Source organism: Paludisphaera soli, from assembly GCF_011064595.1.
GTDB lineage: Bacteria > Planctomycetota > Planctomycetia > Isosphaerales > Isosphaeraceae > Paludisphaera > Paludisphaera soli.
Window position 1 is genome coordinate 141,058 of sequence record NZ_JAALJI010000018.1, and the last position, 13,745, is coordinate 154,802.

At 69.9% G+C, this 13,745-nt stretch carries 10 protein-coding genes and 1 tRNA gene; 3 read left to right on the plus strand and 8 right to left on the minus strand.

Annotated features, from left to right (window positions below; genetic code table 11):
• Nucleotides 1-167 precede the first annotated feature (167 nt).
• The 8 genes from G6O68_RS21050 to G6O68_RS21085 all read right to left on the minus strand — a co-directional run bounded on the left by G6O68_RS21050 (nucleotide 168) and on the right by G6O68_RS21085 (nucleotide 8,615).
• Nucleotides 168-240: transfer RNA gene (locus G6O68_RS21050), tRNA-Ala, on the minus strand.
• Between the two features lie 136 nt (nucleotides 241-376).
• Nucleotides 377-985, minus strand: coding sequence for a dCTP deaminase (dcd, locus tag G6O68_RS21055; RefSeq protein WP_165250610.1), 609 nt, complete (start codon nucleotides 983-985; stop codon nucleotides 377-379).
• Complete coding sequence (locus G6O68_RS21060; RefSeq protein ID WP_165250611.1) at nucleotides 982-1,263, minus strand: hypothetical protein; 282 nt, start codon at nucleotides 1,261-1,263, stop codon at nucleotides 982-984. The genes dcd and G6O68_RS21060 overlap by 4 nt, the downstream gene beginning before the upstream one ends.
• A 124-nt stretch (nucleotides 1,264-1,387) precedes the next feature.
• A complete protein-coding gene (lpdA, locus tag G6O68_RS21065) occupies nucleotides 1,388-2,794 on the minus strand; it encodes a dihydrolipoyl dehydrogenase (RefSeq protein WP_165250612.1) in 1,407 nt (468 codons plus the stop codon).
• Between the two features lie 142 nt (nucleotides 2,795-2,936).
• Nucleotides 2,937-4,226 carry a 2-oxoglutarate dehydrogenase complex dihydrolipoyllysine-residue succinyltransferase gene (gene odhB / locus G6O68_RS21070; RefSeq protein ID WP_165250613.1) on the minus strand — a complete coding sequence of 430 codons (1,290 nt, stop codon included), beginning with the start codon at nucleotides 4,224-4,226 and terminating at the stop codon, nucleotides 2,937-2,939.
• A gap of 3 nt (nucleotides 4,227-4,229) precedes the next feature.
• Complete coding sequence (locus G6O68_RS21075) at nucleotides 4,230-7,043, minus strand: 2-oxoglutarate dehydrogenase E1 component (protein ID WP_165250614.1); 2,814 nt, start codon at nucleotides 7,041-7,043, stop codon at nucleotides 4,230-4,232.
• Nucleotides 7,044-7,319: 276 nt separating this feature from the next.
• The gene (locus G6O68_RS21080; protein ID WP_240911418.1) at nucleotides 7,320-8,051 is read right to left on the minus strand and encodes a lipoate--protein ligase family protein; all 732 of its coding nucleotides are present in this window, start codon (nucleotides 8,049-8,051) and stop codon (nucleotides 7,320-7,322) included.
• A 99-nt stretch (nucleotides 8,052-8,150) separates the two neighbouring features.
• Nucleotides 8,151-8,615: a cytochrome c gene (locus tag G6O68_RS21085; protein ID WP_165250615.1), complete on the minus strand. Its 465-nt coding sequence runs from the start codon at nucleotides 8,613-8,615 to the stop codon at nucleotides 8,151-8,153.
• 271 nt (nucleotides 8,616-8,886) lie between these two features.
• On the opposite strand from G6O68_RS21085, the gene purM reads away from it, so the two are divergent.
• From purM to G6O68_RS21100, 3 genes are all read left to right on the plus strand, one after another.
• Entirely contained in the window at nucleotides 8,887-9,954 is a 1,068-nt protein-coding gene (purM, locus tag G6O68_RS21090; protein WP_165250616.1) for a phosphoribosylformylglycinamidine cyclo-ligase, read from the plus strand.
• Nucleotides 9,955-10,021: 67 nt separating this feature from the next.
• Nucleotides 10,022-10,969 (plus strand): MBOAT family O-acyltransferase, encoded by a 948-nt coding sequence (locus G6O68_RS21095; RefSeq protein ID WP_165250617.1) that lies wholly within the window; start codon nucleotides 10,022-10,024, stop codon nucleotides 10,967-10,969.
• A gap of 124 nt (nucleotides 10,970-11,093) precedes the next feature.
• A partial coding sequence (locus tag G6O68_RS21100) for a DUF4175 family protein (RefSeq protein ID WP_165250618.1) occupies nucleotides 11,094-13,745 on the plus strand: 2,652 nt, incomplete at its 3' end.

The window sequence follows — 13,745 nt, forward strand, 5'->3', positions numbered from 1 at the left end:
CGCACCCGGCCGGGGACGTCAAACCGTGGAGAGCTTGGAGAGGCTCGAAGCGGCCGACCCGGGGAGGGTGGCCGCGAGCCGTCTGATTCAGCGAATGTGGGTCAGATCAGATGATGCGGCGGGCTGACCGGAAAGGAATCGACTGAGTCGGCGTCGATTCAAAAGAGTGGAGGATAAGGGATTTGAACCCTTGACCTCTTGCATGCCATGCAAGCGCTCTCCCAGCTGAGCTAATCCCCCGTAAGGCGGTTCTGGGGTGAAGTCGACTTCGAGGCTTGTCGGCACTCGTCGTCGCGTCACAGGGGATATATTACCGGGGCCCCCGGCCGAGATCAACGCCGATTTGGCCGCGTTCGCCGGGTTTTTTCCGGCATGCTCACCCCAGGGGCGGGACGTCGGGCCCCTGGATGGCGAAGACGCCGTCGTAACCCCTGCCGGGGACTCCGGAAACCTCCTCGAAGATCACCTGGCAGATGCGCAGGCCGCGCACCAGGCGGACGGTCATCGGGCCGACGTTCCAGATCTCCAGCTGGATCGGGTTGCCGACGAACTCGGGGTCCTGGCCCCGGAAGCCGAAGCCGGCGTGGATGGTTGGCGCGGTGACGTGGACGCCGATCCCGATCCGCGCCAGGCTGCTCTTCCCCTCGACCCTCGCGGCGATCCGCGAGGCGTGGGGGAGCTGGATCTTCTCGATGGTCCAGCCCAGCAGGAACATCCCGGGCTCGACCTCGAAGCCCTCGGTGCAGTCTTCCTCGTGGGCGTGCGCCGAGGCCAGTTCGGTGGCGCTGAAGTTCACGTCGCAGGGGTCGACGACGAACCGCGAGGCCGGCCCTTCCGGGGGCTTCCAGACTTGCAGGCGGGCGTCGAGCCGGAGGTCCAGCGCCGTGGACGACCAGACGCCGGAGGCCAGGTCGTCGGGGGGCGGGGTGATCCGGACCTGCCCGCGCCGGATGGCGGCGTCGATCTCCCGGTCCGAGAGGATCATGAGACGGCCTTCGCCGGCTCGATCTTGCGGAGGTTCCCCATCCGCACCCAGAGCCGGTTGATCCCGGCGTCGGACTCGTGCGGCAGCTCCACCAGGGCGAGCTGCTTGGCCTCGTCCACGCCGATCAGGCCGACCGGGAGGTACGACTTGCCGTCGACCTCGGCGAGGAACCCGGCCTCCACGCGGAGGTGGTGGCGGTCGCCGTAGACGTCCGGGACGGCCGCCGTCCGCTCCGAGGGCCGCAGCCCCGCCCCGACCTCGCAAAGGACTTCCCACATGATGTTCCGGCTCCCGGCACGAGTCGACGATCGGGCGGTGTATGCACGATCAGTCTAACCCCCCGGACGCGGGTTGCAAACGGCGGGGTCGGATCGCCCGCGCCGGGGGTTCGGGATCTGCCGATCAGCCGCTGATGGCCCGCTTGTCGACGGCCATCGCCGCCTCGCGGACGACCTCGCTGAGGGTCGGGTGGGCGTGGCTGGTGCGGGCCACGTCCTCGGCCGAGCCGCCGAACTCCATCACCGCCACCAGCTCGGCGATCATGTCGCTGGCCCGCGCGCCGACGATGTGGGCGCCCAGCAGTCGGTCGGTCTCGGCGTGGGCCAGCAGCTTCACGACCCCTTCGACCTCGTCCATCGCCTTGGCCCGGCCGTTGGCCATGAACATGGACTTGCCGACGCGGTAAGGGACCCCTTCCTCCTTCAACTGCTCCTCGGTCCGGCCCACGCTGGCCAGCTCGGGCCAGGTGTAGACGACGTTGGGGATCGTGTTGTAGTCGACGTGCCCGGCCTTGCCGACGAGCAGCTCGGCGAAGGCGACCCCCTCGTCCTCGGCCTTGTGGGCGAGCATCGGCCCGGCGATCAGGTCGCCGAGGGCGGAGATCGTCGGGACGTTGGTGCGGAAGTGCTCGTCGACCGGGACCTTGCCGGTCTTCGGGTCGGCCTTCACGCCGGCCTTGTCGAGGTCCAGGCCCTCGGTGTAGGCCCGCCGGCCGACCGAGACCAGGATCTTGTCGCAGGGGAACTCCAACTCCTCCCCCTTGGCGTTCGTCGCCTTGACGATGGCGCCGTCGGGCTTGATGGCGGCCCCGGAGACCTTGGTCTCCAGGTGGAACTCCAGACCTTGCTTGGCCAGGCTCTTGCGCAGGGCTTCGCCGATCTCGACGTCCGAGGAGGGCACGATGCGCGGGAGGAACTCGATCACGGTGACCTTGGCGCCCAGGCGGCGCCAGACCGAGCCCAGCTCCAGGCCGATCGCCCCGCCGCCGACCACGACGAGGTGCTTGGGGACGGCGTCGAACGCCAGGGCCTCGGTCGAGCTGACGACGGTCTTGCCGTCGAACGGCAGGAAGGGCAGGTTGATCGGCGCGGAGCCGGTGGCCAGCAGGATGTGGCCGGCCTCCAGGTCGACGTCCTTGCCGTCGTTCCCGGTCACCCGCACGGTCGTCGGCGAGGTCAGCTTCGCCGCGCCGAAGACGGGGGTGATCTTGTTCTTGCGGAACAGGAAGGCGACGCCGTCGGTCAGCCCCTTGACGACCTGATCCTTGCGCTTGTGCATCGTCGGTAGGTCGATGCCGAGGTTGTCGAGCTTGATGCCGTGCTTGGAGAACTTGGCTTCGGCCAGATGGTACAGCTCGCTGGAGTCCAGCAGGGCCTTGCTGGGGATGCAGCCGATCCGCAGGCAGGTCCCCCCCAGGGCGTCCGCCTTCTCGACGCACGCCACCTTGAGCCCGAGCTGCGCCGCCCGGATCGCCGCCACATAACCGCCGGGGCCCGCCCCGATCACGACCAGGTCGTACCGTTCCGCCACCGCGTGTTCCTCTTTCTTGGCTCGGCCGGGCCGAGGGTCGGCGGGGCCGCTCTGGGGGGTCGGGCCTTCGATTCGTTTCGAAGAAAAGGCCCCGGACGGGCCCGCGCGGGGCCGGTCCGAGGCTGTGAGGTCTTCGGTTTCGTCAGATCGCCAGGAGCAGGCGTTCGGGATCTTCGAGGCAGTCCTTGATCCGGACGAGGGTGCTGACGGCCTCGCGGCCGTCGATGATCCGGTGGTCGTACGAGAGGGCCAGGTACATCATCGGGCGGATGACGATCTGGTCGTCGACGACGACGGCGCGCTTCTTGATGGCGTGCATCCCGAGGATGCCGCTCTGGGGCGGGTTCAAAATCGGGGTCGACAACAGCGAGCCGAAGACGCCGCCGTTGGTGATCGTGAACGTCCCGCCTTGCAGGTCGTCGACGCCGATGGCGCCCTTGCGGGCCTTGTCGGCGAAGACGCCGATCGCCTTCTCGATGTCGGCGAACGAGAGCTGGTCGGCGTCGCGGATGACGGGGACCATCAGCCCGCGCTCGGTGCTGACGGCCACGCCGATGTTGAAGTAGTTGTTGTAGACGATCTCGTTCCCCTCGATCCGGGCGTTGACCGCCGGGAACGCCTTGAGGGCCTCGATCGTCGCCTTGATGAAGAAGGACGAGAAGCCCAGGCCGACGCCGTGGGCCTTCTGGAACGCCTCCTTATATTTCGCCCGGGTCGCCATGACGCGGGTCATGTCGACCTCGTTGAAGGTCGTGAGGATGGCGGCGGTCTGCTGGGCCTCGACCAGGCGCTGGGCGATCCGCTGGCGGAGTCCGCTCATGCGCTCGCGGGTCTCGCGGCCTTCCTTCGCCGGCGCCGGCTTCGGGGCCGGCGGGGCCGGGGCCTTGGCTTCGGCCGGGGCCGGCGACGTGGCCGGCTCGGCGGCCTTGGCGGACGCGCCGGAGGAGGCGTGGGCGAGCACGTCCCCCTTGGTGAGCCGACCCCCCTTGCCGGTCCCCTCGACCTGGGACGGGTCGACGTCTTCCTCGGCCACCACCCGGCGGACGGCCGGCGAGAGGTGCTCGGCCCCCTGGTCGGGCTTGGCGTCGGCCTTGGGCTGGGGCGTGGGCGCGGGCTTGGAGTCGGCCTTCGCCTCGGCGGCGGGCTTGGCGTCGGCCTTGGGCTCGGGCTTGGAGTCCGCGGCGGGGGCGCCCGAGGGGTCGATGACGCCGACGGACGAGCCGATGGCGACGGTGTCCCCCTCGGCGGCCTGGACCTTGAGGACGCCCGAGGCCGGCGCGGGGACGACGTTGGTCGCCTTGTCGGTCTCCAGCTCGAAGAGCGGGTCGCCGGCCTTGACCGTCGAGCCGTCGGCGGCGAGCCACTTGGCGAGGATGCCTTCGGAGATCGATTCACCGACCCCGGGGACGCTGATCGGAACGGCGGCGGACATCTTTCAACGGACTCCTTCCCGCGACCCGGCGACGGCCAGGGAGCGGACGGGGGTTGCGGTGACGAGGTGCGGCACGGCGGCGCCGAGGGCCGCCTCGACCAGCTCGGACTGCTCGCGGTCGTGGACCAGCTTCGAGCCGGTCGCCGGGCTGGCGCTGGCGTCGCGGCCGACGTACTGGAAGGGGACGCCCATCAGCTCCTCCAGCCGGGGGGCGACGAACGTCCAGCAGCCCATGTTCTGCGACTCCTCCTGGACCCAGACCCAGTCGCGGACGTCCGGGTAGGCGTCGAGGATCCGCTTCAGCTCGGCGGCCGGGAACGGGTAGGGCTGCTCCAGGCGGACGATCGCGACCTCTTGCTCCTTGCCCAGCTCGGCCCGACGGGCGGCCAGGTCGTAGTAGACCTTGCCGGAGCAGAGCAGGAGCCGGCGCGCCTTCTTGGGGGCGGCCGGGTCGTCGAGCACGTCGTGGAACCGGCCGACGACCAGCTCGTCGACGGGGGAGACGGCCTCCTTGCGGCGGAGCAGGCTCTTGGGGGTCATGACGATCAGGGGGCGGCGGAAGTTCCGCAGCACCTGCCGCCGCAGCATGTGGAAGTACTGGGCCGGCGTCGAGGGGACGCAGACCTGCATGTTCTCCTCGGCGCAGAGCTGGAGGAACCGCTCCAGGCGGGCGCTGGAGTGCTCGGGCCCCTGCCCTTCGTAGCCGTGGGGCAGGAGCATGACCAGGCCGCTGCCGCGGCCCCACTTGGACTCGGCCGAGGCGATGAACTGGTCGATGATCACCTGGGCGCCGTTGGCGAAGTCGCCGAACTGGGCCTCCCACATGATCAGCATGTTGGGCTCGTCGAGCGAGTAGCCGTAGTCGAACCCGAGCACCGCCGCCTCGGACAGCAGGCTGTCGTAGACGCAGAACTGGGCCTGGCCGCCCCCCAGGTTGTTCAGCGGGACCCAGGGCTGGCCGTTCTGCTGGTCGATCAGGACGGCGTGCCGCTGGCTGAACGTCCCCCGGCGGCTGTCCTGGCCGCTGAGGCGGACCGGGATCCCCTCCTGCAGGAGCGTCCCGAACGCCAGCGACTCGGCGAACGCCCAGTCGATCCCGCCCCGCTCCTCCAGGACCTTCACGCGGTTCTTGAAGATGCGGACCAGCTTGTGGTTCGGCGTGAACCCGGCCGGCGGGTCGACGGCGACGGCCGCGATCTTCCCGAGCGCCTCGTACGAGGCCCCGGTCTCGATCGGGTCGAACGAGAAGGCGGGCGAGAGGTCGGCCCACGGGCCGCTGGAGTAGCCGGGCGGGACCGTGCGGGGCTCGACCCCCTCGCGCTTGACCTCCTCGAAGACCTGCTGGAGCTTCTCGGCGAAGGTCTCGGCGATCGTCTCCGCCTCCTTGCTCGACAGCTCGCCGGACATCACCAGCTGCTCGGTGTACAGCTCGCGGATGCTGATCCGGTTGTTGATGTTGTCGTACATCACCGGCTGGGTGAACGCCGGCTCGTCCCCCTCGTTGTGGCCGTGGCGGCGGTAGCAGACCATGTCGATGACGACGTCGCGGCCGAACTGCTGGCGGAAGTCGGCCGCCAGCTCGCCGACGAAGAGGACCGCCTCGGGGTCCTCGCCGTTGACGTGGAAGATCGGCACCTCGATCATCTTGGCCACGTCGGTGCAGTACCGGGTCGACCGGCCGTCGACCGGCGCGGTCGTGAAGCCGATCTGGTTGTTCACGACGATGTGGATCGTCCCGCCCGTGCGGTAGCCCGGCAGCTGCGACAGGTTGAGCGTCTCGGCCACCAGGCCCTGGCCGGCGAACGCGGCGTCGCCGTGGATCAGGATCGGCATCCCGAGCTTCCGCAGGGCGTCCTTGGCCCGCCGCTGCTTGGCCCGCATCCGGCCCTCGACCACCGGGTTGACCGCCTCCAGGTGGCTGGGGTTGGGGGTGAGCGTCAGGTGGACCGTCTTCCGGTCCTGGGTGACGTGCTCGGCCGAGAAGCCCAGGTGATACTTCACGTCGCCGTCGCCGGCGACCGTCTCGGGCATGTTCCCCTCGAACTCGCTGAAGATCAGCCCGTACGGCTTGTGGAGGATGTTCGCCAGGACGTTGAGCCGCCCCCGGTGGGGCATCCCCATGACGATCTCCTGCACCCCCAGGCCGCCGGCCCGCTCGATGATCGCGTCCAGGAGCGGGATCAGCATCTCGCCCCCTTCGAGCGAGAACCGCTTCTGCCCCACGAAGTTCTTGTGGAGGAAGGTCTCGAACAGCTCGGCTTCATTCAGCTTGTAGATGATCCGCCGCTTCTTCTTCAGGTCGAAGCGGGGGTGGTTGCGCACCGGCTCCATCCGCTCGAAGAGCCAGCGGCGGATCTCCAGGTCGCGGATGTGCATGAACTCGACGCCGATCGTCCGGCAGTAGGTCTCGCGCAGGACCTTGATGATCTCGCGCAGGGTGCCGTGCCGCTCCTCGCCGAGCTTGCTGTAGAAGTCGCGGTCGAGGTCGGCCTCGGAGAGCCCGAAGGTGGGCAGCTCGAGCTGCTCGTCCGACTTGCCCCGGGGGGAGAGCTTCAACGGGTCGAGGTCGGCCAGGTTGTGGCCCATCTCGCGGTAGGCGTCGACCAGCCGGGTCACGGCCTTGACGGCCTGCTGGGCGGGGGGGGGGGCGTCGCCGTACGCCGCGGCGTACGGGTTCAGGAGCGAGGCTCCGAGGTCGTAGCCCTCGAAGAAGTTCCGCCAGGACTGGTCGACCGAGGCGGGATCCTCCCGCCACCGTCGCTGATACTCCTCGACCAGGTCCAGGTTCGCTCGGCTCACGACCGACGTGGGTGTCATCGAAATGGATCTCCTGGCCGGCCCGGGCGCCTGGGCCTCGGGGCGGGCCGCGGACTTGACGTTGGTTGGCCGAGCCCGGGGGCCCGGCCCCCCCCGCGGGGGGGGCCGGCCGACCGATCTCGGGAATGCGACCGGACCCTCAAGGAGGCGCGCGACGCCCCGCCTCCGCCCTTCGCGAACCCGGCGCGCGACGGCCCGGCGGGCGTCCGGCGCGCCCGTTCGGTCGTCTCGTTTCGCCTTCGCCGCAACACCACGGGCGACTCCATCGCCATGCCGTCATAGTCGCTCGATCCAAGATCGGTTCGCGAACTTCTCCGCACGCAGAGTTTCGAGCAGATCTTGTGGGACATCCGACGTCGTAGTGAGAAGAGTGGAGCGGGACCACGCCGAGCGGATCGATTCGATTGAAATTCTACGACGCAGGGGGAGATTCATCAAGAAGTCCTCGTGCGTCCGCCCCCCCCGATAATCGGGCTGACGCCCCGGAATCCGCAAATAGCGGGTGATCCGGGCGATCGGAAAATCGTGGAGGATCGTCGCGTGCACCAGCAGCCGCCGCCGCAGCCGCCGTTGGGCGCTCCCCGAGAACTTCCGGCCGGCGATCGTCAGGTCGCCCGAACCCTTCACCTCGACCGCCGGCCCCAGGGCGCGCAGCGACTCGGCGATCCGGCCCAGCACGTACGCCTGGGCCCCGTCCACCGTGACCAGCTCCGGGGCGGAATCCATCGCCAGGACGACCGCGACGTTCACCGCCCCGGGCCCGATCAGCACTGTGCCGCCGCCGCTGGCCCGACGCGCGATCGCCACCCCGTCGGCCTCGCAGGCCGCCACGTCCACCTCGTCGCGAAGCCGCCGGGAAGACCCCAGCACCACGGCGAAATCCGGCTGCTCCCAGAAGCGGATCAGGGGGGGGCCGTCGCGCTCGTCGGCGTCGACCAGCATCGCCTCGTCGAGCGCGAGATTCTCGAAGACGGTCGGCAGCGTGAGTTCGAAGGGATGAGGGGGCACGCCGCGGGGCCTTCCTGCAATGCTTGGCGCCGCTGCTCGAGGCGGCCCGGGCGCGGCCCTCCCCCGGGGACGGGGGGGAGGGTCGCGGTCCCGCTCGGGTCAGAAGCTCTCTTCGGCGTCGATCCGGAAGACCTGGTGGCATTCGGTGCAGGTCTTGTTGATGGTGTTGAGCTGGTCCTTGGCGTCCTTCTGGGTGGAGTCGGCCTTGGCGGCGATCTCGGCCAGCTTCTCGGACTCCTTGGCCCAGAGGTCCATCAGCTCGTCCCACTTCTTGACGGGGTCGGCCTGGCCCTTGGCGGCCTTGGCGGCGTCGTTGAGCGGCTTGGACTCCTTGGCGAGCTTCGCCCAGTCCTTCGCCGCGTCCTCGACCTCCTTCTGCGACTTCTTGTAGGAGGCGACGTTGCGGGTGCCCTTGGTGATGATCGCCTTGTTCTTCTGGACCTTCTCCATGATCTGGCCCAGCGGGGACGCGTCGTCGTCGGCCGGCTCGGAGAAGGCGGTCGCGCCAAGGCCCAGCCCGAAGGCCAGGGTGGCGGCCAGGGCGATCCATTTCCGCTGCATCATCGGTTCTCCTCGGAACGGGGGAAATCGGGGCGGACCGTGGGGACGGAAAAAAGGGGTGGGTGCGATACGAGGGCCGAAACCTCGCCGTTCGGTCCGGGGAACCTTAATCTATCCCGCGCGGGCGGTTCGATCAAGCACGGGGGGGCCCGGCTCCCGCCGGCCTCGGGGGCGGAGGCGCCTTGCCGGCGTCGGCGTCGCTCGGCGATGATTTCCCGGCAGGCGCATCGGTTTCGGGGCGACTCCCCCCTGGGTTCTCTTTCTGCGGACGGACATGAGCGAGCCACTGAATTATCGATCGGCGGGCGTGGACCTGACCACTTATGACGAGACGATGGCTCGCCTCCCCCCCCTGATGCGCCGGACGTTCACGCCCCGGGTCATGGAATGGAAGGACGGATTCGCCGGCCTCTTCCGGCTCGACGCCAAGATCGGCCTCCTCTCGCGCACCTACCGCGACCCGGTCCTGGTGGCCTCCACCGACGGCGTGGGGACCAAGCTGAAGCTCGCCGTGGCGACCGGCCGGCACGACACGGTGGGGATCGACCTGGTGGCGATGTCGGTCAACGACTGCCTCTGCGCCGGGGCGGAGCCGCTGATCTTCCTCGACTACGTCGCCATGAGCAAGGACGACCCCGAGCTGACCGCCCAGGTCGTCAAGGGGATCAGCGACGGCTGCATCGACGCCGAGTGCGCCCTGATCGGCGGCGAGACGGCGATCCTCCCCGAGTTCTACCAGCCCGGCGAGTACGACCTCGCCGGCTTCTGCCTCGGCGTCGTCGAGCGCAAGCGGCTGCTGGACGGCCAGGACGTGCGGGTCGGCGACAAGGTCATCGGCCTGGCCTCGTCCGGCCTGCACTCCAACGGCTACAGCCTGGCCCGCAAGATCGTCCTCGACCACGCCGGCTTCAAGCTCGACGACCGCGTCGACGCCCTCGGCTGCACCGTGGCCGACGAGCTGCTCCGGCCGACCCGGATCTACACCCGGCCCCTGAAGGAAGTCTATCGCCGCTACCGGGTGAAGCGGATCATCCACGCCATCGCCCACATCACCGGCGGCGGCCTGATCGACAACCCCCCGCGGATCCTCCCCGAGGGCTGCGGCATGCGCCTGAAGAAGGGCTCCTGGCGGGTCCCCCCGGTCTTCACCTGGATGCAGGAGCTGGGCGGGGTGACCGACGAAGAGATGTTCCGCGTCTTCAACATGGGGATCGGGATGGTGATCGTCGCGGCGGACTACTACGCCGAGTCGATCGTCCGCCACCTCAATCAGGAGGCCGAGATCCCCGCCTGGATCATCGGCGAGGTGGTCCCCGGCTCCCGAGAGGTCGAGTGGGCGTGAAGCCCGCGCGGATCCCGAGGGGCTCCCGAGCCTCGTGGGGACGCGACGGCGCGAGGTCTCGAAAGGGATGGGCCGCTTCCTCCTGGCCGTCGCCGTCGCCTTCGCCTGCGCGGCGGCGGCCCCGTTGCTGAATGGACGCTCGCGGGTCCGCCTCGCCGGTCGGCGGGCCCGGTGGTGCGCGCCGGCGATCCTCGCCGCCCCGCTGCTCATCCCGCCCGACCGCGTGGGGCTGCGGGCGGCGGCGGCCGTCCTCGCGGCCGACCTCGCGCTGAAGGTGCTGGACTTCTTCCCACGAGGGACCGGCCGCGGACCCGCGGGATATCGCGAGTACGTCCGGTTACTCGTCCCCTTCCCGATCTTCGCGGTCGTCTACCCGGCCCACAAGCGACGACTCCCCCGCCCGGACGCCCCAGGCCCCCACGTCGCGCGGGTCCTGGCCGGGACCGCCGGCTTCGTCGCGGCGCTCTCGGTCCTGCACGCCCTCTCGTCCATGGAGTGGCTCCCGGCCGATTTCGCGGCCGCCCACGCGGCGAGGCTCGTCCTCTTCGTGGTGGCGATCGAGTCCCTCTCGCAGGCCCTCTTCGGCCTCGAACGCCTGGCCGGCTACGACACGACGCCGATCGTCCGGGACGCCTACCGCTCGCGGACCGTCGCCGAGTTCTGGCGGCGCTGGAACCCGCGGGTCCACGAATGGCTCCTGCGGCACGTCTTCCGGCCGGCCGGCGGCCGACGCGCGCCGATCCGCTCGACGTTCGCGGTGTTCCTCGTCAGCGGCCTCTTCCACGAGGTCATGTTCGGGATGGCGACCTCGCGGTTCGACGGCCTGCAACTGGCGTTCTTCCTGGCCCAGATACCCGCGGTGCTGGCGTCGGGCCTGCTGGAGCGGCTCGCCCGGCAGAACCTCGTCGGGAGGGCCGCGGCGCACGCCCTGACGCTCCTGTTCCTGGCGTCCACCGCGATCCTCTTCTTCCGGAGCCTGGCCCGCGTGTTCCCCAGCGTCCGGTTCGCCTGGTAGCATGCATGCTCCGCTGGGGCTGAAAAGATTCGGGGCGGTGTTGGCCCTTTGCGGCCTCGGACACGTATAATAGACGGACCTATCTCGCTCGGGCACGCGCACGCACATCCACGGAGACGGACGCATGACGGTCGGCGCCCAGACGCGGACGCAGGGCAAGCTCCTGGACTACAAGGAGTTCATCGAGCACCAGATCGCCGTCACCCGGCGACGGATCAAGTACACGGACCTCGTCACCGCCTGCCTGACGCTGGCGGTGGGCGTCGCCCTGGTGCTCTTGATCGAGGTGGTGCTCGACCACGCCTTCGGCCTGCCGGCCTTCGTGCGGCGGATCATCTTGATCGCCGGGACGGTGGCCGCCGCCGGCTTCGTCATGCTGCGGATGATCCGGCCGCTCCTGATGTCGATCAACACCCTCTACGCCGCCAAGACGATCGAGGGCGCCGACCCCGAGATCAAGAACAGCCTGATCAACTACCTGGAGATCCGCCGCGATTCGGCCCGCGTGTCGAAGAACGTCATGGCCGCGCTGGAGTCCCGGGCGGTCGCCGACCTCGCCCACGTCGAGATCGAGGAGGTGGTCGACCAGCGTCGGGCGATGCAGGCCGCCTACGCGCTCTGCGGCGTGATAGTCGCCTTCTGCCTCTACGCGGCCATCACCCCCAAGAGCATCCTCGACTCCACCAAGCGCGCGTTCCTCGCCGACGTCGTCCGGCCCACGAACACCAAGCTGGTGAACATCAAGCCCGGCGACAATCGCGAGCTGGCCGAGGTCGTCGCCGGATCCCACGTCCCGTTCTCGGTCGACGTCCAGGGCGTGCGGCCCGGCAAGGTCAAGCTCCACTACAGCGCCGACGGCGGCAAGTTTTACGCGGTCAAGGAGTTCGAGCCGGGCAAGAACTACTACGACCCCTGGTCGGTCACGCTGTCGAATCTTCAGCAGAGCCTGGACTACTACGTTTCCGCCAACGACGCCGAGTCGCTCCACTACGAGCTGAAGGTCCTGCCGGCGCCGATGGTCGAGACGGTCTCGGTCGATTACGAGTTCCCCGGCTACACCGGCCTCCCCCCCCGCGCGAACATCGAAGGGGGCAACGTCGAGGCCGTCGAGGGGACCATCGTCACCGTCCACGCCCGCACCAACGAGCCGGCCAAGGCGGGCTCGCTGAACCTGACCGCCGGGGCCTCGGCCGCGATGACGGTCTCGGAGGCCGACGCCCACGCGATCACTGGCAAGTTCAAGGTCGAGAAGACCGGCACCTACACGATCAACTTCCGGACGACCGGCGGCCAGCTCAACCCCAACCCGGTCGTCTACGACATCCTGGCCCTCCCCGACCGCCAGCCCGCGGCGCGGTTCGTCAGGCCCGAGCGCAGCGGCGTGAAGGTGCCGGCGAACGTTCCGGTCGACCTCGGCATGACCGGCGACGACGACCACGGCGTCAAGGACGCCACCCTCCACGTCATGCTCGGCGACGAGTCGCTGGTGACGAAGAACGTCCTGGAAGGCCGTCCGCCGATGCCGGCGTTCGAGGCCGCCGAGACCCTGGACCTCGAACAGCTCAAGGTCCCCGCCGGCTCGACCCTCACCTACTGGCTGGCCGTCCGCGACAACCGCGAACCGACCTCCAACCGCATCGAGACCCCGCGCTGGACCCTGGACGTCGGCGAGCCCGTCGCCCCCCAGGAGAAGCAGGAGATCGAGCAGCGCCAGGCCGAGGAGCGCGAGCGTCGCGAACGCGAGGCCCGCGAAAACCAGCCCCCGCCCCCCGCCGACCAGCCCCCGCAGCAGGACCCGACGGCCCAGCCCGACCAGCCGCCTTCCGAGCCGGGCGACCAGGCCGAACAGGGCCCGAGCCGCCCCGAAGGCGACGCCCCCCGCCAGGACCGCGGCGAGAACGCCCGCGGCACCCAGCCCGGCGACGCCGACCGCGAGGATCCCAACGCCCCGGCTAGTGAGGACGGCCAGCCCGGCGACGCCGACCGCGACCCCGGACAGGCCCCGGACCCTGCCGAGACGTTGCGGCGCATGAAGGAGACGCTCGAAAAGAGGCAGGAGAAGGGCCCCGACCAGCCCCAAGGCCAGCAGCCGAACCAGGGCGCCCCCGGCGACGGCCAGCCTGATGCGGGCGACCGTCCCGACGCCCCCCCGCAAGGCCAGCGCCCCCGCACCCAACAGCCCGACGCCGCCCCCGGCGCGAACCCGAACCAGCCCCAGCCCCCGCGTCAGCCCGGAGACAACGACCCGGCCGCCGAGGTCAACCCCGGCCAGCGCGACCAGAAGCCGCCCCAGCCCGACGACAACTCTGATCAACGGCAAGGCCAGCAGGGCCAGGCCGGCGACCAGCAGAAGGGCCAGCAAGGCCAGCAGGGCCAGGCGGGTGACCAGCAGAAGGGCCAGCAAGGCCAGCAGGGCCAGCAGGGCCAGGCCGGCGACCAGCAGAAGGGCCAGCAAGGCCAAGGCCAGCAGGGCCAGCAGGGCCAGGCCGGCGACCAGCAGAAGGGCCAGCAGGGCCAGCAGGGCCAGGCCGGCGACCAGCAGAAGGGCCAGCAGGGCCAGGCTGGTGACCAGCAGAAGGGCCAGCAGGGCCAGGCTGGTGACCAGCAGAAGGGCCAGCAGGGCCAGGCTGGTGACCAGCAGAAGGGCCAGCAGGGCCAAGGCCAGCAGGGCCAGGCGGGTGACCAGCAGAAGGGCCAGCAAGGCCAGCAGGGCCAGGCCGGCGACCAGCAGAAGGGCCAGCAGGGCCAGGCCGGCGACCAGCAGAAGGGCCAGCAG